Origin of the sequence: Pseudomonas sp. RG1, assembly GCF_025910115.1 — a bacterium.
In the GTDB taxonomy this organism is placed as follows: Bacteria; Pseudomonadota; Gammaproteobacteria; order Pseudomonadales; family Pseudomonadaceae; genus Aquipseudomonas; species Aquipseudomonas atacamensis.
This window is the reverse complement of sequence record NZ_JAPCIK010000046.1, coordinates 311,000-331,730: the sequence shown is the minus strand read 5'-3', so window position 1 is coordinate 331,730 and position 20,731 is coordinate 311,000. Positions and strand designations below refer to the sequence as shown.

The window sequence follows — 20,731 nt, the reverse complement described above, 5'->3', positions numbered from 1 at the left end:
TTCAGCGCTATGGCGAACAAAATTGCACAGTTATTTTCGAAGCAGAACACTAGAATAGCCCCATCTTTATCGGAGTCAGAGCCTGTATGTCAGAATCGGTTGACGCCCCCGGGCTGTCAGATTTACCGCTGGAAGACTTGATAGCCTGCCACGAGTGCGACCTGCTGATGCGCAAGCCGACACTTGCCCATGGTGAGAAAGCGCTCTGCCCGCGCTGCGGCTACGAGTTATATGCCCACCGCCATAACGTTGTGCAGCGCAGCCTCGCTCTGGTGATCGCGGCTTTATTACTTTACGTGCCGGCAAACTTTTTACCCATCATGCAACTCAATATCCTCGGGCAATCTTCGCAGGATACGGTCTGGAGCGGCGTGGTCGGTCTATTCAGCACCGACATGCAAGGTGTGTCGATCGTCGTCTTCCTTTGCAGCATGGCCATACCGTTACTCAAGTTGTTGTGCCAGCTGTTTGTCCTACTGACGATCCGCTTCAATGTCGGTCGTAGTTATGGCTTGTTGCTCTATCGTATTTACCACCACCTCCGAGACTGGGGCATGCTCGAGGTCTACCTCATGGGCGTCCTCGTCGCGATCGTGAAGCTGGCGGATATGGCAGCAATCACCGTCGGCCTCGGGCTGGCATGTTTCATTGGCTTGTTGTTGGTACAAGTCTGGCTGGAGGTGGTGATGTCACCGCATCAGATCTGGCAGGCATTATCAGGAGAGGATGCCCATGCGGGCGATTGATGCGGGCATTCTGGTGTGCACCGAATGCCACGAACTGAACAAGCAGGAAGCTGACGTCGATGAGCAAAGCTGTACCCGCTGCGGCGCGCAGGTTCACGCTCGCCGTCCCAACAGCCTGACCCGCACCTGGGCGCTGTTAATCACGGCAGCCATTATCTATATTCCGGCCAACGTCTTGCCGATCATGACGGTCAGCTCCCTGGGCCAGGGTGAACCGAGCACCATCATGTCCGGCGTGATTGAACTGGTGCAGCACGGCATGATTCCGATCGCGAGCGTGGTGTTCATCGCCAGTATTCTGGTGCCCACGTTCAAACTGGTCGGCATCGCGTTGTTGCTGTTTTCCGTGCAGCGCCGGCAGCCATTGTCGGCCCGTCAGCGCATCTGGATGTACCGTTTCATCGAGTTCATTGGCCGCTGGTCGATGCTCGATATTTTCGTGATCGCTATTCTCGTGGCGGTCGTTAACTTCGGCCGTATAGCCAGTGTCGAAGCCAATTTGGGCGCCGTCGCCTTCGCCTCTGTGGTGATTTTGACGATGCTCGCCGCAGTAACTTTCGATCCCCGACTGATTTGGGATAACACGGAGTCGGACGACGACCATGACTGATTTGCCTGTAGCGAAAACCCGACCGGCTTCGAACTGGTCGGCCATTTGGGTGCTGCCTCTGATCGCTTTGATCATCGGCGGCTGGCTCGGCTGGCGTGCTTATTCCGAGACCGGTATCGAAATTCAGGTGCGCTTCGAAAGCGGCGAAGGGATCCAGGCCAACAAGACCGAAGTGGTCTACAAAGGCATGCCGGTCGGCAAGGTCAAGACGCTCAAGCTCGACGATGAAGGCAACTCCAAAGGAGTGATCGCCACTATCGAAATGAACAAGGACGTCGAGCAATACCTGAAGACCAGCACGCGGTTCTGGCTGGTCAAACCGAGCGTGACCCTGGCCGGTATCACTGGTCTGGAAACGCTGGTCTCGGGTAACTATGTTGCGATCAGTCCCGGTGAAGGCGAGCCCGTGCGCAAGTTCAAGGCACTCGCCGAAGAGCCGCCGCTGTCCGACGCCAAGCCCGGTCTGCACCTGACCATCAAGGCCGATCGCCTCGGCTCGCTGAATCGCGGCAGCCCGGTGTTCTACAAGCAGATCAAGGTCGGTCAGGTCAAAAGCTACGTGCTTTCCGAGGATCAGAGCACCGTTGAACTGAAGGTGTTCATTGAGCCGACCTACGCCAAACTGGTGCGCAAACATACCCGTTTCTGGAACGCCAGCGGCATCAGCATCGACGCCAACCTGTCCGGTGTGAAAGTCCGTAGCGAGTCTTTGGCCAGCATCGTCGCCGGTGGTATCGCGTTCGCCACGCCGGAGAATCGCAAGGACAGCCCAGCGACCGATCCGAGCCTGCCGTTCCGTCTCTATGAAGACTTCGACGCCGCCGCCGCCGGGATTCGCGTGAAGGTCAAACTCAGTGATTTCGAGGGCCTGCAGGCGGGTCGCACACCGGTGATGTACAAAGGCATTCAGGTCGGCAACCTGAAAGCGCTCAAAGTCGATCCGGACCTGAACAGTGCAACAGCCGAGCTGACGCTTGATCCGTTGGCCGAAGACTATCTGGTTGAGGGCACGCAGTTCTGGGTGGTCAAACCGTCGATATCCCTTGCCGGTATTACCGGCCTGGAAGCGCTGGTGAAAGGTAACTACATCGCCGTGCGTCCGGGCGACAAAGGCGCTGCGCCGAAACGCGAATTCGAAGCGCGACCGAAAGCACCGCCGCTAGATCTGCGTTCGCCGGGCCTGCATCTGGTATTGTTTACCGATTCGCTGGGTTCGATAGATGTCGGCAGTCCGATTCTGTACAAGCAGGTCAAGGTCGGTTCGGTGCAGAGCTACCAGTTCTCCCGAACCAAGAAGCAGCTGGTCATCGGCGTGCACATCGAGAAGGAATACGAAAACCTGGTCAACGCCTCGACGCGCTTCTGGAACGTCAGCGGCATTACCCTCACGGGTGGCTTGACCGGGGGCATTCAGGTCAAGAGTGAATCCCTGCAAACCCTGATGGCCGGCGGTATCGCGTTCGAAACGCCGCAAGCCAATGCGCCGTTGAAGAAACGCATCCCGCGCTTCCGTCTGTTCGCCGACCACGATGAGGCAAACAAGAAAGGCGCGGTAGTGACGATCAAGGTTGATCGCGCTGACGGCTTGAGCAGCGGTACGCCGGTGCGTTTCAAGGGGCTGGATGTCGGCAAGATTGAAAGCGTTGATCTGACCGATGACATGCAGTCGGTAATCCTCACCGCACGCATCACCGAAGTACCGGAAAAGATCGCCCGAGTCGGCAGTCAGTTCTGGGTGGTCAAGCCGGAACTGGGCCTGATCAAGACGCAGAATCTGGAAACGCTGGTCACCGGTAAATACATCGAAGTCCAGCCGGCGGCAAAGAATCTCGGCCCGCAGAAGAACTTCGTTGCCTTGGCCGAGGCGCCGGAAGTCACCAAGCAAGAAGCGGGTCTGAGTCTGGTGTTGAGCGCCGCACGTCGTGGTTCGCTTAAGCCTGGCGTACCAGTGACCTACCGTGAGATCACCGTCGGAAAGGTGACCGGTTATGAATTGGGCCAGACAGCTGACCGTGTGTTGGTGCACATCCTGATCGAGCCGAAGTACGCGCCACTGGTGCGTAGCGGCAGCCGCTTCTGGAACACCAGCGGCGTGGGCTTCGATTATGGGTTGTTCAAGGGCGTGACGGTGCGCACCGAGTCGCTGGAGACACTGATTCAGGGTGGGATTGCCTTCGCCACCCCGGACGGTGAACGCATGGGCAATCCGGCTCGGGCCGAGCAGACGTTCCCGTTGTTCGACAAGTTCGAGGATGAATGGCTGACCTGGGCGCCGAAGATTCAGCTTGGTAAATAGCAGCGTCTGTTGAGACGCCTTCGCGAGCAGGCTCGCTCCCACAGGGGAACGCATTCCAATCGTGGGGGCGAGCCTTCTCGCGAAGGGGCCAGCCATATCAACACAAAATCCAGGCGATAAAAAAGGGCCGCGATCCCATCAGATCGCGGCCCTTTTTTTGCCTTCAGCTAAAGCCGATCAAACCGCATCCAGCTCCGGCTCATCGGCCTGCATATTCAGCGTGGCCTTGACCACATCATGGCGGCGGATGTACTTCCAGTCCGCTTCATCGATGTAGATGCCTGCCGGGCCGCTGCCGCCTTCCAGGTCGATCGCGACACTGGCGCAGACTTGCGGCTTCACACTCGCCAGAATCGGCACGAAGCCCAGTTGCAGACTGGTTTCCAGCAGCGCCGCCTGGTTCTTCTCGTCGATGTCCGCCGCCTCGTCGAGGTAGTACGGCAGACGCACGCGGCCGGCCAGGTCGCGATCCATCAAGTGCAGCAACAAATACATGTTGGTCAGTGCCTTGATGGTCATGGTCGTACCGTTTGAGGCCGCGCCGTCGATGTCGGTGTGGATGACTGGCTGACCATTGACCTTGGTGATCTCGAAGGCCAGTTCGAACAAGTCCTTGAGGCCGAGCTGGTTGTGGTTCGCTGCCACCAGCCGCGCGAGGTATTCCTTGGCCTCTTCGTTCTTGTTGTCCTGCTCGGCGCTCTGGCTGAGGTCGAACACCGACAGTGTTTCGCCTTCCTCATACTGGCCGGCGCTGTGGATGATCTGGTCGATGTGCTTGAGCGCTTCCTTGTTCGGCGCGAGGACGATGCGGAAGCTCTGCAGGTTGGAAACCTGACGCTTGTTGATCTCGCGGTTGAACAGCGCCAGTTGATGCTCGAGGCTGTCGTAATCGCTGCGGATGTTGCGCAGGGTGCGGGCGATGTCGGTGACCGCCGCGCGCCGCGCCTTGCCCAAGGTCAGCGCTTCATCGGTGCGGTGTGCGTAAGCGTTGATCAGCAGCGACAGACGCCGCTCCATGTCGTCTTCGCTGTCGAACTTGGCCACACCTTTCAGACGCACCTGCGCGTACAGCGCCTCGATCTGCCCATCGGCGCGCAGCAGACCCTGCCAGCTGTCCTGATAGTCGTTGAGCAGCGGCAGCAGGTTGTCCATCGAATCATCGACCGGATCCATGAACGGCGTGCCGAACGGCAGATCCGCCGGCAGCAACTGGCGACGGCGCAGCGCGTCGTCGAGGGTGCGCTGCTTGGCTTCCATGTCGGCGATCTGGCGGCCGACCAGTTGCAGCTTGGCCGACAGTTGCTGGACGCGCTCGGTGAAGGCATCGCTGGAGCGCTTGAGTTCGTCCTGCGCAGCTTCCATCTGCGCCAGTTGTTCGAGTTTGTCGCTTTCCTCGGCGCTCAGTGTCTGGGTGCGACGGAAATCTTCCAGCGCCTTCTGCGCGTCCAGCACCTGCTGATAGAGCGCCTCGGTCTGAGTCTTGCTTGCGGCGCGGTCGGCGGCCACGGCTTGCTGGGTTTTCAGTTGCTTGAGCTCTTTTTCCAGACGCTCCTTCTGATCGCGCAACGCGGCGCGGTCGGCCAGCGCTTGCAGGGCCGGCGGCTCGATGTGCGAGATGTCGATGGACAGGCCCGGCACTTCGAAGCGCTCGCCCTTGAAGCCGTCAAGAATCAGCTCGACCGATTTGACCCACTCGCCGTTCTCGTCGAGGGTGATGCCATGTTCACCCAGCGGCAGGCTGAACAGCGCGCTGTTGAACAGGCGCATCAGGCGTTCGACGTCCTGTTGCGAGAACTCTTCGCGCAGACGGGCGTAGCTGTTGTTATCAGCGTGATCGAGTTGCTGCTTCACCGACTTCAGGCGTTTTTCCAGATCGCGCAGACGCTCTTCGAGATCTTCGGCGCTGAACTGACGCGACTGCGCCAGGGCACCTGCCAGTTCATCGTGAGCATCCTTGGCGGCGAGCAATTGTTGCTCGAGCACTTTGACGTCATCGACCAGGGCGAAGCGGTTCTTCAGCACCGACAGCTCACCGAGCCAGCGCTGGATGCCGGAAATTTCCCGCTCCAGACGCATCAGTTCCTGAGTGCCGCCGCGCTGATCATTTTGCAAATCGTCCTGCTCGCGGCGGTAGTGCTCAGCTTGGATGGTCAGCTCTTCCTTGCGCGCCGTGGCGTAGTCCGACCAGGTGCCGAGCAAGGAATCGAGCAGCGGCGACAGGCGATGCAGTTTGCCGCGCAGCACATCGCGCTGTTTCACGCCGTTGGCCAGCGCTTCAACCAATGGACCGGCGGCGACCAGCGAGTTGTAGTCCTGCTCCATGCGCCGCACATCGCGGAAGGCTTCTTCGCACGCGGCGATGTAATCGACGCTGCCCGAACGCAGGCTGTGTTCGAAAGCATCGAGGAACAGTTGCTTGAGCTTGGCCGCGGTGATTTCACGCATGTGCAGCAGGTTGATGAACAGCGCGCGGAACGTCTTCAGGCTCTGCTCGCTGGTAGAGCGCAGCGGGATCAGCGTCAGGTCGAGCGGGATCGAAGTGTGGCCGCCAACCAGCAAGCGGCGCAGTTCATCCGGCTTGAGTTCGTAAGCCTTCAAGCCTTCTTTTTCAAGATTGCTGAACAGCTCTTTCTGGCGCAGGCAGGTGTCGTTTTTCTGGTAATGGGCCAGATCGAGCTTGCCGGCATAGGCGAAGAACTGGTGACCGAAACCGCCACCCGGGCCGCGACCGACCACGCCGATCACGTGCGGGCCGTGGGGCAGGTTGACTTCGACGAGGATGTAACTGGTGTCGGAGGCGAAGTAGAAGCGCCGCGATTGTTCGAGGCTGTACTTGCCGAAACTCATGTCCGACATGCGCGCCAGAATCGGGAACTGCAAGGCGTTGATCGACGCTGATTTACCGAGGTTGTTCGCGCCGTAAACCGACAGCGGTTCCTCCAGCGGGAACAGGCCAAGGCTGTAACCGGCGGTGTTCAAAAGGGCAAAGCGGCGGATGCCGTAGCGTTCCTGGCTCATGCATCGGACTCCTGTTCTTCGGCAATGGCGCGGGCCAGTGCGTCTTCTTCGCTTTCTTCTTCAAATTCGGAAAGATCGAGCGGATCGTCGGTTTCGAGGAATTTCGCTTCGGCTTCTTCGTCGATCAGCACCGGCGCCGGCAGCGGCAGAACGCTGTGGACGCTGGCTGCCAGGTCGCGGTCCTGTTGTACCGACAGGCACACGTCGAGGAAACGGTGCATCGGCGGCAGGAAGCGGTAGACGCCGTTTTCTTCGCCGGCAAAACCGAGCTGGGTCATGCGGCGCATGATCTTTTCTTCGAGTTCTTCAACAGTCTGCACTTCGGCCTGGATGAACAGGTCGCGGTACTTGTCCAGCAGCGACGGCAATTCTTCGCGGCCGAGGCTGCCGCCGTCGAGCACGGCGATCGGGTCGCGGCCCTGATCGGCCAGGTGCTCGACGAGGATGAAGGTGAACAGCGCCAGACGCTGGGCGGTCTTGTTCACCGCTGCGGCGGCCATGTCCGGCACGAAGTAGTAGAAACCACGGGTGTCGCAGACCAGTTCAAAGCCCAGCGCCTTGAACAGCGTGCGGTACTGGTCCTGGAAATTCGACAGTTGTGCGTACAGCTCGGGATCACGGCGGCTGACGTGGTAACCCTTGAACAACTCGCGGAAGATCGGCGCCAGTTGCGACAGTTCGGAAAGATCAAGATGCATTTGGGATGCTCGCAGAATCCTCGGCGGCGGTGTCGCTGGCCGAGAGCAGGGCGAAGGAGCGCAGGCTGACCTGGTGCTCGTGAGTGTGGTATTCGCGGCGTTCCAGACGCTCGCGCTTGAAGCGTTTTTCCCGCGACAGGCGCGAGAACCAGTAAAGCAACTCGTCGGTGGCGCCGTCCGGTTCCTGCTCCAGCAGCCAGGTCATCAGGTCCGGCATCGGCAGGGACTCTTCGCACCGATCGACCATCTCGCGCACGGTGCGCGGTGCACGTGGCGCGTCGCCAGCCTTTTGTGTTTTGTGCGCCTTGGGGAAGCGCGCCGGTTTCGGCTCGAAACGAGCCAGCGCATAAACGTAGGCTTCGACCTGACTGGCGCTGCCCAGGAAAGTGCTCTGTGGGCGGGTGAACAGCGGCATCGCCGCTTGCGGCACGGCGTCGATGCCTTTACGCCGGATCGCCGCCAGCGCCAGTGCGGCGCCACGGGTCACGGCGTTATGCCGACGCGCTTCTTCACGCAATGGCAGCAGCAGTTCGCGGGCATGGCGCAGGGTCAATTGCGCGCTGGTCTGCATCTCGAGAATGCGCGCGTGGGTGCGCAGGAGCATGTCGTCATCGACCAGATGGCCGAGGCGCTGCTGTTCGCTGAGCATCTTCAGTAGCACCGTTTCGACCTTGCGCACGCCTTGTTCGAAGGCGCCGTCGGCGTTGACCAGATCAATCATCGGCTCGACGTATTCGTCCCACGTCGCCAGTACTTCGGCGTAACGCTGACGCAGCGGAATCTGCCGGTCGCTGGTCTTCGCCCGTTCGGCGACTGCCACCAAGGCCTGTTCATCGTTGTCGAGTTTCTTCAGTACGTCGCGCACGCGCATGTCGAGCAAGCGCAGTTGGCGCGCCAGATCGTTGCCGTCACGAACATCGAAAGCGTCCTGGATATAACCGGCCAGACGCTCCAGGTGACGCAAATAGGCTTCGATTTCCAGGCACAGACCGAGGCGGTGTTCGCGGCGCAGGTAGGCGAGGAAGTCGTGGATCTGCGCGTTGAGCTCGAAACGGTTCGGGCTTTTCGCCACCGGAACCAGAATATCGAGGCGAATCCACACGTCGAGCAGGCTGGTGATGTCCTGCGGCGTGCTGTCGAGTTGTTGGGCGGCCAGTTGCGTGCGCAGTTCGTTGAGGCTCAGGGTGCCTTGGTCGAAGTGCTCGCACAGTGGCTCCAGAAGTGCCCAGTGTTCAGCGAGGGCGCGCAAGACGCGCTTGGGTTCGATCATCGGAATGGCCGGCTGGTTGGCGATTAAAAGCGGCGATTGTACTGCATCACAGGCGCGGCGATTCACTCTCGGGACGGGCTGTCGCATTCTTTGCCCAAAGGGCAGCGGCGCAGCGCAGCGCGGGGTATCGATCAACAGCGAGCGATCTTGTGCGAAGGGCGGTAGAATCAGCGCACTTTCCGTTATCCACAAGTGGCCGACCTTTGCTTATCGAGTCCCGCCGCCGCGCCTATTTGAACGCCATGCAGGTGGTCAACTGGCTGCCGCGCACCGAACTGCCTTTCGCCGCACCGTCGCGGCCCGAGCTGTTGGAGATGCCCGAGCCTGAGCTTGAGGTACCGGTTGTTCCGGCACCTCTGGCCGAAGCACCGGCGCAGCCTGCCGCGCGTCAGGCCGAGCGACCGAAAATCGAGGTGCCGCGTCCGTCGCTGGCCAGCACTCGCAACGGCGCCAAACCGGTGGAGGAAGTCGACGACACGCCGGTGGTGGTCAAGCCTGCGCCAGTGCCGCCGCCGCGGTTCGCCCTGCAACTGCTGCGCGCCGGGCGCTGCCTGCTGCTGGTCGAGTTACCCACAGGCGAAGCGTTTCAGAGTCGCGATCCGGCCTACCTGCTGCTCAAGGACATGCTGCGCGCCGCCGGTTTGCCGGATGCGCCGCAGATCGTCGGCGAACCGGTGCGCTGGCCTTGGCTCAATCGCGGCACGCTGGATCAAGGCCCGGAAGCGGCGCGCGACTTCGTGCAAGGCTTCCTCTCGGTGCAAATGGAAGCGGCGCCCTGCGCCTGTCTGTGGCTGATCGGCCTGCCGGCGGTGAAGTTTGCCGGGGAAGCGGACGCCGAAGCGTTCAATAGTGAATTGCAGATCGAAGGTCTGGGCCTGGCCTGGGCGATTCCCGGTCTGGAACTGTTAATGGAAGAGCCACAGCGCAAGGCCGCTGTGTGGCAAGCCATGCGTCGGCTGATGGCGCGCTGGAAACAATCCGATGAGTGAGGCTGTAACCTTTCGCCCGATGACCGAGGCGGACCTGGACGCTGTGTTGAAGATCGAATACGCCGCGTACAGCCATCCGTGGACCCGGGGGATTTTCCTCGATGGCCTGGGCAAATACCAGATCTGGCTGATGTTCGAAGGGCAGCAGCAGGTGGGCCACGGTGTGGTGCAGATCATTCTTGATGAGGCGCACCTGCTCAATATCACCGTCAAGCCGGAAAATCAGGGGCGCGGGTTGGGCCTGACGTTGCTTGAGCATTTGATGTCGCGTGCGTATGCGGCTGAGGCTCGGGAGTGTTTTCTTGAAGTGCGCGACAGCAACACGGCTGCGTTCAAGTTGTATGAGCGGTATGGCTTCAACGAGATCGGCCGGCGTCGCGATTATTATCCGGCGGTGGGTGGGCGTGAAGATGCGGTGGTGATGGTCTGTACCCTGGTTGACTGAGGCCATGTAGGAGCTGCCGAAGGCTGCGATCTTTTGATCCTGTTTTTGTAAGATCCAAAGAAAAATCAAAAGATCGCAGCCTTCGGCAGCTCCTACAGGGGGCAAATTTCAAGTCAGCGGATCAGCGCTTGCCATCCAGCGGATCCAGATCCGCCAGTTCCGCCTCATCCAGCCCGTCACCGCCGCCGATGTCATTTTCATCGACCACGCTCAGATCCCAATCCGCCTGATTACCATCGCCGACTTCCTCGGCATCGCGCGCACCATCCTCGCGAATCAACGTTTCCGGGCTCAGGTCATCGTCAGTCGGCTGGTGATCGTCCACCGAGGCCCCGGTCATACCCGCCTCACGCACTCGCTCAGCCGGCATCAATTGTTCACGTTCACGCTCGGGCAGCTCATCGCCGATCTTCGCGCTGGGCTCTTCGTCGTCAAAGTCCAGCTCGTGCACCGAGCCCATGCGGTCTTCGTTATCATCGATGGGTTCCGGTTGCACCGCATCATAAGGGCGTCGTGAATCAGTCATGGCAATTCCTCATAGTGTGGGCCTTACTGAGTGGACTCACCGGGCGCGCGAGAATTCCAACGAAAACACTTTGCGCTGGCGGCGTGACTTCGACGGGGGGTCGTCTATCAAACCTGCGCATCTTTCTTGAGGCCTTATCCATGCACGATCTACAAGACCTGATTGATAACAACGAGCGTTGGGCTGACGCGATCACCAAGGAAGACCCGGATTTCTTCGCCAAACTGGCGCGCCAGCAGACTCCGGAATATCTATGGATCGGCTGCTCCGACGCACGCGTACCGGCCAATGAAATCGTCGGCATGCTGCCGGGCGATCTGTTCGTGCACCGCAACGTCGCCAACGTCGTGCTGCACACCGACCTCAACTGCCTGTCCGTGATCCAGTACGCGGTGGATGTGCTCAAGGTCAAACACATCCTCGTCACCGGCCACTACGGCTGCGGCGGCGTGCGCGCATCGATGCAGGATCGCCAGTTCGGCCTGATCGACGGCTGGCTGCGCTCGATCCGCGATCTGTACTACGAGAAACGCGAAGAACTGGCCAAGCTGGCGACCGAAGAAGAGCAGGTCGATCGCATGTGCGAACTCAACGTGATCCAGCAAGTGGCCAACGTCGCGCACACCAGCATCATTCAGAACGCTTGGCATCGCGGGCAGCCGCTGTCGATCCACGGCTGCATCTACGGCATCAAGGATGGCCGCTGGAAAAGTCTCAATACCACCATCAGTGGTTTCGAACAGTTGCCGCCGCAATACCGTTTGCGTCCGGTCGGCGCGCCGTAACCGCAGCTTTCAGCTTCGGCCTGGATGCCGCCAGCGCTGTAAAAAGCGCTGGCCTTCAGGCGTGGGTGGTTCGTCGTAACCGGTGATCCAGCCACGGCAGCGCGACGAACCGCAATCACAGGCGAACTGGCGTAGCAGTTTGTCTTCGGTCGATGCGTAATCGATGCTCAGATGTTCGCCGCTGTGGATATCTTTCAAGGCCCACAGCCACAATTCGCTCATGTCGAGAAATACATTCGGGTCGCAGGCGTGTTCCAACACCCCGCAAAAGCGCGGATCGTAAACGTGAATGCCGGTTTGCAGCTGACGGGTCTGTCGACAGCGATAGGGCAGCAATTGCCCGGAAACCCGGCACATTCGGCTGATGCGCAGAAACTCACGGCGCGCGACCACTGCCGTGGCGACGCCTCGTTCGTTGTGGATGATCTGGAAGTCGTCGCAGGATGGAAAACCCAGCCGCACCGGAAGTCCGGCGAACGGATAGATGCCTTCTGTGTCGCGCGGCAGGTGCCGGCCCACGGCTTGATTGTTCATAACGATCCTTGTTGTTGAGTGTTGCCTCCGGGTTGTGCCCATGCCTCGCCAGGCGAAGCATGATTGGATCCAAGCGTCGCGCAATTGAAGGTACCGGTCTACTGTCAAACCTGACAGGCGCGATCACCGTTGGCCCGCGTCAGCATTGGCTGACACGGGGGGCTCCGGCAGCGATTACAGAGCGGGTGCGGGCACGGCGGCCGCAGGCAAGGGCGCTTTCAGCTGTTGCAGTTGCGTCTTGACTGGTGGCGTGGCGCACTTGGCAGCCGCTTCTTCGACGCTGAGGTTGCGGATCGAGGTGTAGAACAACTCGCAGGTTTTGACCTTTTGCGTCACCTGCCATGTTTGCGTGCAACTGTTCAGCGTGGCCTGCGCATCGCTGCCCGGCTTGCTGCCCATCCCGGCCTGCCAGCAAGCCGCGCTCAAATCCTGGCCCATGACTTTCAGGCCCGCCGCGTCAGCCTTGGCCTGGGCATCGTCGCCGGTATAGCTCTTCGGATCGGCGGCGTACCAGATATAGCTCGGATGGTTGGAACCGAGCACTGGCACATTCACCCCTTCGGCCGGACTGATGCTTGCCAGCCCCAATACGCCCACCGTCGGCCCATATTGTTCCTTGATCCAGTTGCGCACCGGCGCCCCGAACGCAACCATCGGCAGCGTCGTGCCGCTGGCGGTCTGGCTAAACTGCTTGACCAGCGTGGTCTGGTAATCCTTGAAGTAGTCGTAGACGTCCTCCAGATCCCCGCCGGCATTGGACGGCGCGGCGATCGGCGCGATGTCGATGATGGTCTGGTAAGCCGGCGTCTGCCCGGCGGGGATGCCGTTATCGGTCAGCAACGTCGCCCAGCGATCGGTGGTGTTCGAGCGCAGATAATCCTGCGCCTGCGTCAGCGAGTAATCGGGCGGGAAGTGCAGCAGCTCGACGCTTTTACGATTTTCCAAGGCCATGCCCAGCGGCAGGAACAGATACCAGCTATAGGCCCATTTGCCATCGGCATTGAGCTTGCCGGCGCCGGCATAAGCCAGGTCGCCGGCGTCGAGCAACGCTGACAGCGGCTTGTCATAGCCGTCCGGCACTCCGGTGATCTCGGCATAGAGCTGATCGTTGTCGGTCTTCACCAGCACCTTGGCATCGGCGTAACCGTCGCGCTGGACGCTCTGACTCAGATAGTGAGCAACGGTCTGCTCCAGCGTCCAGTTGCGAAAGCAGATCACACTGCAATTGTTGGGGTAGGCGAAGAGCCGGGTGACGCGCTCGGTGCTGCCCAGTTTCACGTCGACATCGGCGTGAGCGGCGGCGCTTAGCGTCAGTGCAACGAGGGTAAGTCCTGCGAGTTTGAACATGCTCAGATCCTTTTCAGCGTGGGTTCCCCTCGATTTGGGGGCGCTTCATAGTGGATCAGTGGTGTTTGACAGAAAAGCGGTTGAGTATGGATTTCATGATTTCCACGCCAGACCTGTGCAAGCGAGCGCTCGCTCCCACAGGCCTGGCTCGTTTTTGCTACGGCATCACCGGCGGCGTATACGCCAATGTCGTCCCCAACGCCCACAACAGCAGCAGCACCAGTGGCGTGTGCACCAGCAGTTGCACAAACGAGAAGCCGATCAGATCCCGCGCCTTCAACCCGAGCACGCCCAGCAGCGGGAGCATATAGAACGGGTTGATCAGGTTCGGCAAGGCTTCGGCGGCGTTGTAGATCTGCACTGCCCAGCCGAGGTGGTATTGCAGGTCATTGGCGACTTGCATCACGTAGGGCGCTTCGATGATCCATTTGCCGCCGCCGGACGGGATGAAGAAACCGAGAATCGCCGAATACACGCCCATCAGCAGCGCGTAGGTGTCGTGGGAGGCGATGCTGACGAAGAAGGTCGAGATGTGATGCGCGAGGGTTTGTGCATCGGCGCCTTTGACCGTAGTCATCAGTGCGGCGATCGAGCCGTACAACGGAAACTGGATCAACACGCCAGTGGTGGTCGGCACCGCACGGGCCACCGCATCGAGGAAGCTGCGCGGGCGCCAGTGCAGCAGCGCGCCGAGCATGATGAACAGAAAGTTATAGGTGTTCAGGCCGGAAATCGCAGTGATCGCCGGTTTGGTCGAGAACTCGTGAAAAAGCCAGCCCGCCGCCAGAAGCACCAGCACAATGATCAGCAACGGGCTGTGCTCCAGCCATTCGCCGGGGCGAGTGCGCGGTTGCAGTGGCGGCAGGTTGAACGCCGGGTCGATGCCGCAGGCCTTGGCGTCGCGTGCCGAATTCGGCCCGGGCGCGGTGGCGTAGGCGATGATGATCGAAATCACGATCAGCGCCAGCAGCATGATCCCGGACTGCCAGAGAAAAATGGTTTCGGTGAAAGGGATCACGCCAGTGATCGACAGGATCGACGGCGGCAGGCTGCCCGGGTTGGCCTGCAACTGTGCGGCCGACGATGACAAGCCCAGCGCCCACACCGCGCCAAGGCCAAGGTATGCCGCAGCACCGGCCGCGCGGTAATCCATTTTCAGATCGGTGCGGCGGGCGAGGGCGCGTACCAGCAGCCCGCCGAATACCAGCGACAGACCCCAATTGAGCAGCGAGGCGACCATCGAAATCAACGCTACCCAGGCCACGGCGGAGCGGCCGTTTTTCGGGATGCGTGCCAGTTTGTCGATCAGCTTGACTGCGGGCGGAGAGCTAGCGACGACGTAGCCGCCGATCACCACGAAGGCCATCTGCATGGTGAACGGGATCAGGCTCCAGAAGCCGTCGCCGAAGGCCATCGCTGCAGCGGTGGGTTTGGCGCCCATGGCCAGCGTGGCCAGTGCAACGATGATCACGGCCAGCGCGGCGAATACCCAGGAATCGGGAAACCAGCGTTCGGCAAAACTGGAACAGCGCAGGGCAAAGCGCGCGGAGCGGCTATCTTCGATATCAACGGCCACGGGAAGTACCTCGGATTTTTTATGGTTATTTTGGTCTCTGGCCACAATTTCAGCATTGTCACCGTACCTTGTGGGAGCGAGCGAGCGAGCGAGCTCGCTCGCGAAGGCGTCAGGTCAGTCAACAGTGATGTTGAATGTACCGGCCTCTTCGCGAGCAAGCTCGCTCCCACAGGGATTCATCGTGCTTTGTAAGCTGTGGCCCAGCAGACAGGCGCTAACAGTAAATCAAGCGCCGCCCTTTTGTTGAGCAGGTTTTCGCAAACCGAGACTATGGTCTGACGGGTTGTCGATCCGCGCTTTTGCGTAGACCATGAGCGCCTTGGTTTTTGCCGATGCCTGAGTTCTTTGTCATGACTGCCAACTCCCCAGCCCGACCGGCGCCGTTCAGCCGTGCCGACTACAAGACCCTCGGCCTTGCGGCGCTCGGCGGGGCGCTGGAAATCTACGATTTCATCATTTTCGTATTCTTCGCACTGACCCTGAGTCAGTTGTTCTTCCCCCCGGAAATGCCCGAGTGGCTGCGTTTGCTGCAAAGCTTTGGCATCTTCGTCACCGGTTATCTGGCGCGGCCGCTGGGCGGGATTCTGATGGCGCATTTCGCCGATCGTCTGGGCCGCAAAAAGGTCTTCAGCCTGAGCATCCTGATGATGGCGCTGCCGTGCCTGCTGATCGGGATCATGCCGACCTACGCGCAGATCGGCTATTTCGCGCCCTTGCTGTTGCTGGCGCTGCGCATCCTGCAAGGCGCTGCGGTGGGTGGTGAAGTGCCGAGTGCCTGGGTGTTCGTCGCCGAGCATGCCCCGACCGGCCATCGTGGTTACGCCTTGGGATTTCTGCAGGCCGGACTGACGTTCGGTTACTTGATCGGCGCACTCACGGCGACCTTCCTGGCGCAGCTTTTCACGCCTGCCGAAATTCTCGATTACGCCTGGCGCTATCCGTTTCTGCTCGGTGGCGTGTTCGGCGTGGTGGGCGTTTATCTGCGCCGCTGGCTCAGCGAAACCCCGGTGTTCATGGCCATGGAAGCGCAGCGCGAGGCGCGAGTCGAACTGCCGTTGCGCACGGTGTTGCGTGAACATCGTCTGGCCATGCTCCCGGCCATGTTGCTCACCTGCGTACTCACCTCGGCGGTGGTGGTCTTCGTGGTCATCACCCCGACCATGATGCAGAAAACCTTCGGCATGACCGCCAGCCACACCTTCGGCCTCAGTGCCTTGGGCATCGTTTTTCTGAATATCGGCTGCGTGATCGCCGGTCTGCTGGTCGACCGCATCGGCGCCTGGCGCACGGTCATGCTCTACAGCCTGTTGCTGCCGCTGGGCATTGGCGTGTTGTATGGCTGTCTGATCATGGGCGGCCATTGGATCGGCATGGCCTATGCGGTCGCCGGTCTCGCTTGTGGGGTAGTGGGTGCGGTGCCTTCGGTGATGGTCGGGTTGTTCCCGGCGCGGATTCGCGTGTCGGGCATTTCCTTCACCTACAACATTGCGTACGCGGCGTGGGCAAGTATCACGCCGCTGTTGCTGATTGGTCTGATGCCGTGGAGCCCATGGATCTGCGTGTTCTTCTGTGCAGTGATGGGCGCGGTGGGGATTGTGACGGCGGCGTATTTCGGTGCGCGCATGCCACGTACCGGACCGTGTCAGGCTGCCGGCGCTGCCTGAACCGCAAGCGCCGGATTATTTTCGACTGACGGGTCTGAAGCTGGCTTCAGAAAAGCTGCGCAAGGCCGATGGCTAGGTTGTATCCGCTAACTACCCTGCCATCGGTGCTTTCCCATGTTCAATAAACGCTTGAAACAAGAGCTGGCCGCTCTGCGCGAAGAACTCTCCAGCCTTGTACAAGTGAAGGAAAGCCTGGAAAGCGAAATGCTCGCGCTGACCCTTGAGCCCGACGGGCGGATTCGTTCGGTCAACCAGAATTTTCTCGATGAAATGCTCTACAAGAGCCAGGACCTGGTCGGCCGGGCAATTGAAGACATCGTGCCGGCCCACGTCAAAACCGACGAATTCCATCAGCGCTTCAAAAACTCGATGAGCCGTGGCGAGCATTTTGCCGGCGCCGTGCGCCTGTTGCGCGGCAATGGCGACGAGGCGTGGCTGCGTTCCATCGTGCAACCGGTGCGCTCGTCCGATGGCCGGATCAGACACATTTCCTTCTACGCCAGCGACCTGACCCGCACCATCGAAGCCTCCCGCGAGCATGAGAACCTAATCGGCGCGCTGGTGCGCTCCACCGCCGTGATCGAGTTCGACCTCAACGGCAATGTGCTCTGCGCCAATGATCGCTTCCTCAGCGGCATGGGTTACAGCCTGGCGCAGATCAAAGGCAAACATCACCGCACGTTCTGTGCCCCGGATGAGTACAACAGCGCCGAGTACCAGAACTTCTGGCGGCGCTTGAACAGCGGCGAATTCGTCGCAGGCCGCTTCAAGCGTATCGACAGCCATGGTCGTACGGTGTGGCTGGAAGCGTCCTACAACCCGGTGGTCGATGCCAACGACAAACTGTACAAAGTGGTGAAATTCGCCACGGTGATCACCGATCAGGTCAACCGCGAGCAGGCGGTTGCCGACGCGGCCAGCATCGCTTACAGCACCTCGCAACAAACCGACAGCACCGCACAACGGGGCACCACGGTCGTCACCGAAGCGGTGAACGTGATGCGTGATTTGTCGCGGCACATGCAAGCCGCCGGCGAAGGTATCGAGGCGCTGAACGAGCAGTCGCTGGTGATCGGCACGATCGTCAAAACCATCAGCGGCATTGCCGAACAGACCAACCTGCTGGCGCTCAACGCTGCCATCGAAGCCGCCCGGGCCGGCGAGCAGGGCCGTGGTTTCGCCGTGGTCGCGGACGAGGTTCGGCAACTGGCCTCGCGCACCAGCCAAGCGACGGACGAAATCGTCGGCGTGGTACGGCAGAACCAGGAAATGGCGCGCAATGCCGTGGCACTGATGACCGACGGCAAGCTTCAGGCTGAACAGGGCCTGGCGCTGGCGGCGGAGGCGGGCACGGTGATCGTCGAGATTCAGGACGGTGCGCAGAAAGTGGTGGATGCGGTGGGGCAGTTTGCCAATCAGCTCTCTCACTGACACCGCACTGATCGTTCCCACGCTCTGCGTGGGAATGCCGCCCGGGACGCTCCGCGTTCCTTCGCTGGCGTGACGCAGAGCGTCACAGGATGCATTCCCGCGCAGAGCGTGGGAACGATCACCGAGGGGCAGCGCCGCATCTGCTCACTCCCACAGGTTCTGTGATTCTCCAGTGACAGCGCTACAATCGGCTCCTTTTCTTCCGGAGCAGATCCCCATGAGCGTCTCCCACCGCCGTCCGGTGCCCCTGAACAAAGCCTACCGCCTGCTCAACCACGGGCCGACCGTGCTGGTCAGCGCCGCTCACGACGGCCAACGCAACATCATGGCCGCCGCCTGGGCCATGCCGCTGGATTTCGAACCGCCAAAAGCCGCCGTCGTCCTCGACAAATCCACCTGGACTCGCCAGTTGCTCGAAGCCTCCGGCACTTTTGTGCTGAATGTGCCTTGCGTCAATCAGGCAGATATCGTGCAAACCGTCGGCAACACCTCCGGCCTGGAAATCACCCGCAACCAAGGTCAGGACAAGTTTCAGGCGTACGGCCTGCAAACCTTCGCTGGCGAACAGATTGAAGCGCCGCTGCTTGAGGGCTGTGTCGCCTGGCTCGAATGCCGCCTGCTGCCGGAGCCGCGCAATCACGAGCAATACGACCTGTTCCTCGCCGAAGTCATCGCCGCCCAGGCCGATGAGCGTGTGTTCAGCGATGGGCGCTGGCATTTCGAAGGGCAGGATGGATTGCGTACCTTGCACCACGTGGCGGGCGGGCATTTCCTGAAGATTGGGGATGGAGTGGATGGCAAGACGTTGGCGGTCTGATTTACTCCCGGGAGAAGGCCTGCTGCTCGGCAGGCCTTTTTCAATGCAGTGTTTCAGTCCCCCAACGCCTCTCCCTCACGCCGAGGATCGGCACCCCCCGTCAATGTCGCTTTGCCCTGCGCATCCTTCACCCGCACGATCGCTTGGGTGCCGCTGGTCATGTCGATTTCGCTGAGCGTGTGGCCCTTGTCCTTGAGTGCCTGAATCAGCGCTGGGCTGAACTGTCCCTGTTCCAGTTCGGTGGGGCCATTGCGGCTGCCGAAGTTGGGCAGGTTGATCGCACTTTGTGCATCGAGGTTCCAGTCGAGCAGGCCGATGGTGGTTTTCGCCACGTACTCGATGATCTGCGAGCCGCCGGGGGAGCCGACCGTGGCGACAAATTCACCGGTGTTGCGATCAAAGATCAGCGTCGGCGCCATCGACGAGCGTGGGCGTTTGCCCGGTTCGACGCGGTTCGCGACTTTCTGCCCGTTCTCTTCGGGGATGAACGAGAAGTCGGTCATCTGGTTGTTCAGCAGAAAACCCTGAACCATCAGGTGCGAACCGAACGCGGCTTCGATGGTGGTGGTCATCGACACGGCGCCGCCGAGATCATCCACCGCGACCACTTGCGAGGTCGAGATGCGCAACGGCGAGCGGTCCGGTGCGTAGGCAACCTGTACGCCCGGCGGTGTGCCCGGTTTGGCGCTGCCCATGCTGCGCTCGCCGATCAGGCTGGCGCGGCTGGCCAGATAGGCAGGATCGAGCAACCCTTTGACCGGCACCGGGACGAAGTCGGTGTCGGCCACGTATTGCGCGCGATCGGCATAGGCCAGACGTTCAGCCTCGGCGATCAGATGCACCGCTTGCGGCGCCGGTTCGATCCCGGCTGGCCTATTGCTGTTCACTGGTTTGAGCGGGGTCAGCGACAGGCGTGGATCGCGAGTCTCCAGCGCCTGCAACGTGCCGAGAATCTGCGCTACGGCAATTCCGCCTGACGATGGTGGCGGCATGCCGCAGACCTGCCAACGCTTGTAGTCGGTACACAGCGGCGCGCGTTCCTTGGCCTGATAACGCTGCAAATCGTTCAGCGACAGGCTGCCGGGGTTGGCGTGCTGTTGAACCTTGGCGACGATCTCTTCGGCGATCGGACCTTTGTACAGCGCATCGGCACCTTCGCTGGCGATGCGTTTGAACACGGCGGCCAACTTCGGGTTGTGCAGGCGCGTGCCGACAGCTTTGACGCTGCCATCGTCATTCAGGAAGTACGCAGCCATGTCTGGCGACTGGCGTATCAGTGGATCGGCAGTCAGCAGCGAATGTAGACGCGGGGAAATCGCAAAGCCTTGCTCGGCCAGTTTGATCGCTGGCTCAAACAGCTTCGCCCAAGGCAAGCGACCGTGCTTCCGATGCGCCAGCTCCAGCGCCCGCAATACTCCGGGCGTACCGACCGAGCGGCCGCCGATCTGCGCTTGCGTAAAGGCCATCGGTTTACCGTCAGCCTTCAGGAACAGCTTCTCGGTGGCCCCGGCCGGGGCCGTTTCGCGGCCGTCATAGGTGCGCACCTGCTTGCCATCCCACAACACAATCATCGCCCCGCCACCGATCCCGGAAGACTGCGGCTCAACCAGCGTCAACACCGCCTGCATCGCAATCGCCGCATCAATCGCCGAACCACCCTGACGCAACATCTCCCGCCCGGCTTCGGCCGCGAGCGGATTGGCAGCAGCGGCCATGTGCTTATTGGCGTGACGGGTTTGCAGATCAGTGCGGTAACCGGAAGCGGCTTCCGGTGCCAGCGGCAAGGAAGAAGAGGGTGGGGCGTTGCATGCGGTGAGGGTCAGAGCGCTGACAAGCAGTGTCAGGGCTGGCAGGCGAAAGCGCTTCAAGGGCTGGGCTGGAAACACGCTGGCTCTCCGTCCGTGGGGTAAAAGTCATGGAGGACTTTATCGAGCGGGCCGGCGGGGTGCAAACCGCGTGGGGATTACAGCACTCCCGCT

The 20,731-nt window shown here is 60.9% G+C and carries 17 protein-coding genes and 1 pseudogene; 10 read left to right on the top strand and 8 right to left on the bottom strand.

Annotated elements, in window-relative coordinates; all coding sequences use genetic code 11:
• Positions 1-86 precede the first annotated feature (86 nt).
• The 3 genes from OK411_RS23700 to OK411_RS23690 are packed head-to-tail and all read left to right on the top strand — an operon-like array spanning position 87 to position 3,652.
• A complete protein-coding gene (locus OK411_RS23700) occupies positions 87-746 on the top strand; it encodes a paraquat-inducible protein A (RefSeq protein ID WP_024014315.1) in 660 nt (219 codons plus the stop codon).
• Positions 733-1,356, top strand: a complete 624-nt coding sequence (locus OK411_RS23695) for a paraquat-inducible protein A (protein ID WP_071173597.1) — start codon at positions 733-735, stop codon at positions 1,354-1,356. The genes OK411_RS23700 and OK411_RS23695 overlap by 14 nt, the downstream gene beginning before the upstream one ends.
• On the top strand, positions 1,349-3,652 hold the full coding sequence (locus OK411_RS23690; RefSeq protein ID WP_016773187.1) for an intermembrane transport protein PqiB: 2,304 nt from the start codon (positions 1,349-1,351) through the stop codon (positions 3,650-3,652). Before OK411_RS23695 ends, OK411_RS23690 begins: the two co-directional genes overlap by 8 nt.
• A 177-nt stretch (positions 3,653-3,829) precedes the next feature.
• Here the strand turns inward: OK411_RS23690 and mksF are convergent, their stop codons facing one another.
• The 3 genes from mksF to mksB are packed head-to-tail and all read right to left on the bottom strand — an operon-like array spanning position 3,830 to position 8,638.
• Positions 3,830-6,670 (bottom strand): Mks condensin complex protein MksF, encoded by a 2,841-nt coding sequence (gene mksF, locus OK411_RS23685; RefSeq protein WP_264365767.1) that lies wholly within the window; start codon positions 6,668-6,670, stop codon positions 3,830-3,832.
• Positions 6,667-7,368: an Mks condensin complex protein MksE gene (gene mksE / locus OK411_RS23680; RefSeq protein ID WP_016773189.1), complete on the bottom strand. Its 702-nt coding sequence runs from the start codon at positions 7,366-7,368 to the stop codon at positions 6,667-6,669. Before mksE ends, mksF begins: the two co-directional genes overlap by 4 nt.
• The gene (gene mksB / locus OK411_RS23675) at positions 7,358-8,638 is read right to left on the bottom strand and encodes an Mks condensin complex protein MksB (protein WP_160768349.1); all 1,281 of its coding nucleotides are present in this window, start codon (positions 8,636-8,638) and stop codon (positions 7,358-7,360) included. The genes mksE and mksB overlap by 11 nt, the downstream gene beginning before the upstream one ends.
• Positions 8,639-8,880: 242 nt before the next feature.
• Here mksB and OK411_RS23670 point away from each other — a divergent pair, with 242 nt between their 5' ends.
• Together OK411_RS23670 and rimI are read left to right on the top strand one after the other, a co-directional pair.
• The gene (locus OK411_RS23670; protein WP_110602976.1) at positions 8,881-9,627 is read left to right on the top strand and encodes an energy transducer TonB; all 747 of its coding nucleotides are present in this window, start codon (positions 8,881-8,883) and stop codon (positions 9,625-9,627) included.
• The gene (gene rimI, locus OK411_RS23665; protein WP_016773192.1) at positions 9,620-10,072 is read left to right on the top strand and encodes a ribosomal protein S18-alanine N-acetyltransferase; all 453 of its coding nucleotides are present in this window, start codon (positions 9,620-9,622) and stop codon (positions 10,070-10,072) included. The genes OK411_RS23670 and rimI overlap by 8 nt, the downstream gene beginning before the upstream one ends.
• Positions 10,073-10,193: 121 nt before the next feature.
• On the opposite strand, the gene OK411_RS23660 is transcribed toward rimI, so the two are convergent.
• Positions 10,194-10,598 carry a serine kinase/phosphatase gene (locus tag OK411_RS23660; protein WP_264365766.1) on the bottom strand — a complete coding sequence of 135 codons (405 nt, stop codon included), beginning with the start codon at positions 10,596-10,598 and terminating at the stop codon, positions 10,194-10,196.
• 140 nt (positions 10,599-10,738) lie between these two features.
• Here OK411_RS23660 and can point away from each other — a divergent pair, with 140 nt between their 5' ends.
• The gene (can, locus tag OK411_RS23655; protein WP_039761245.1) at positions 10,739-11,383 is read left to right on the top strand and encodes a carbonate dehydratase; all 645 of its coding nucleotides are present in this window, start codon (positions 10,739-10,741) and stop codon (positions 11,381-11,383) included.
• A gap of 9 nt (positions 11,384-11,392) precedes the next feature.
• Here the strand turns inward: can and OK411_RS23650 are convergent, their stop codons facing one another.
• From OK411_RS23650 to OK411_RS23640, 3 genes are all read right to left on the bottom strand, one after another.
• Entirely contained in the window at positions 11,393-11,917 is a 525-nt protein-coding gene (locus OK411_RS23650) for a lysine methyltransferase (RefSeq protein WP_110602981.1), read from the bottom strand.
• Between the two features lie 174 nt (positions 11,918-12,091).
• The gene (locus tag OK411_RS23645; RefSeq protein ID WP_264365765.1) at positions 12,092-13,264 is read right to left on the bottom strand and encodes a hypothetical protein; all 1,173 of its coding nucleotides are present in this window, start codon (positions 13,262-13,264) and stop codon (positions 12,092-12,094) included.
• 157 nt (positions 13,265-13,421) lie between these two features.
• Complete coding sequence (locus tag OK411_RS23640; protein WP_125917584.1) at positions 13,422-14,840, bottom strand: short-chain fatty acid transporter; 1,419 nt, start codon at positions 14,838-14,840, stop codon at positions 13,422-13,424.
• Between the two features lie 350 nt (positions 14,841-15,190).
• Between OK411_RS23640 and OK411_RS23635 the strand changes: the two genes are divergently transcribed.
• The 4 genes and pseudogenes from OK411_RS23635 (at position 15,191) to OK411_RS23625 (ending at position 18,752) form a co-directional block, all read left to right on the top strand.
• The gene (locus OK411_RS23635; RefSeq protein WP_264365764.1) at positions 15,191-16,504 is read left to right on the top strand and encodes an MFS transporter; all 1,314 of its coding nucleotides are present in this window, start codon (positions 15,191-15,193) and stop codon (positions 16,502-16,504) included.
• A gap of 114 nt (positions 16,505-16,618) precedes the next feature.
• Positions 16,619-17,395, top strand: a pseudogene (locus OK411_RS27255) (PAS domain-containing protein); the annotation flags it as partial.
• Positions 17,375-17,935: a methyl-accepting chemotaxis protein gene (locus OK411_RS27250; RefSeq protein ID WP_241663599.1), complete on the top strand. Its 561-nt coding sequence runs from the start codon at positions 17,375-17,377 to the stop codon at positions 17,933-17,935. The pseudogene OK411_RS27255 and the gene OK411_RS27250, both read left to right, overlap by 21 nt.
• 217 nt (positions 17,936-18,152) lie before the next feature.
• Positions 18,153-18,752 (top strand): flavin reductase family protein, encoded by a 600-nt coding sequence (locus tag OK411_RS23625; protein WP_264365763.1) that lies wholly within the window; start codon positions 18,153-18,155, stop codon positions 18,750-18,752.
• Positions 18,753-18,805: 53 nt separating this feature from the next.
• On the opposite strand, the gene ggt is transcribed toward OK411_RS23625, so the two are convergent.
• Entirely contained in the window at positions 18,806-20,638 is a 1,833-nt protein-coding gene (gene ggt, locus OK411_RS23620; RefSeq protein ID WP_264365762.1) for a gamma-glutamyltransferase, read from the bottom strand.
• Between the last annotated feature and the right edge of the window lie 93 nt (positions 20,639-20,731).

Coding starts and splice junctions, on each gene's coding strand:
- OK411_RS23700 (WP_024014315.1), top strand. CDS start 87: ATGTCAGAATCGGTTGACGCCCCCGGGCTGTCAGATTTACCGCTGGAA.
- OK411_RS23695 (WP_071173597.1), top strand. CDS start 733: ATGCGGGCGATTGATGCGGGCATTCTGGTGTGCACCGAATGCCACGAA.
- OK411_RS23690 (WP_016773187.1), top strand. CDS start 1,349: ATGACTGATTTGCCTGTAGCGAAAACCCGACCGGCTTCGAACTGGTCG.
- mksF (WP_264365767.1), bottom strand. CDS start 6,670: ATGAGCCAGGAACGCTACGGCATCCGCCGCTTTGCCCTTTTGAACACC.
- mksE (WP_016773189.1), bottom strand. CDS start 7,368: ATGCATCTTGATCTTTCCGAACTGTCGCAACTGGCGCCGATCTTCCGC.
- mksB (WP_160768349.1), bottom strand. CDS start 8,638: ATGATCGAACCCAAGCGCGTCTTGCGCGCCCTCGCTGAACACTGGGCA.
- OK411_RS23670 (WP_110602976.1), top strand. CDS start 8,881: ATGCAGGTGGTCAACTGGCTGCCGCGCACCGAACTGCCTTTCGCCGCA.
- rimI (WP_016773192.1), top strand. CDS start 9,620: ATGAGTGAGGCTGTAACCTTTCGCCCGATGACCGAGGCGGACCTGGAC.
- OK411_RS23660 (WP_264365766.1), bottom strand. CDS start 10,598: ATGACTGATTCACGACGCCCTTATGATGCGGTGCAACCGGAACCCATC.
- can (WP_039761245.1), top strand. CDS start 10,739: ATGCACGATCTACAAGACCTGATTGATAACAACGAGCGTTGGGCTGAC.
- OK411_RS23650 (WP_110602981.1), bottom strand. CDS start 11,917: ATGAACAATCAAGCCGTGGGCCGGCACCTGCCGCGCGACACAGAAGGC.
- OK411_RS23645 (WP_264365765.1), bottom strand. CDS start 13,264: ATGTTCAAACTCGCAGGACTTACCCTCGTTGCACTGACGCTAAGCGCC.
- OK411_RS23635 (WP_264365764.1), top strand. CDS start 15,191: ATGACTGCCAACTCCCCAGCCCGACCGGCGCCGTTCAGCCGTGCCGAC.
- OK411_RS23625 (WP_264365763.1), top strand. CDS start 18,153: ATGAGCGTCTCCCACCGCCGTCCGGTGCCCCTGAACAAAGCCTACCGC.